Annotated in this window: 1 protein-coding gene; it reads right to left on the bottom strand. The window is 63.7% G+C overall.

Features of this window, described 5'->3' with window-relative positions; translation table 11 throughout:
- Positions 1–248, bottom strand: a 248-nt coding sequence (locus ACVA58_RS28470; protein ID WP_446513584.1) for an Lrp/AsnC family transcriptional regulator, incomplete at both ends; no start/stop codon positions are given.

Raw genomic sequence — 248 nt, 5'->3', positions numbered from 1 at the left:
CGTAATAGCACTGCTGCACCTCGGGGCCGGACAGCGCTTTCTTGAGCGCAACCATGGCAGCGGTGTTGGTGCGCTCGGCATGCACTTCGACGATCACGGTGATCGGTTTGGCTACCCGTTCCGGATCCACCACCGCGACGTTGCCGACGATGACACCCGCCTCTTCCATCCGCTTGATGCGCCGCTGCACGGCGGCGGTCGACAAGTTCACCTGCTCCCCAATCACACGCAGCGGCGTGGTGTAGCAC

The organism is Photobacterium sp. DNB22_13_2, from assembly GCF_052873915.1.
Note: the sequence above shows the minus strand (reverse complement) of the source record. Positions and strands in the feature narration are given on the sequence as shown.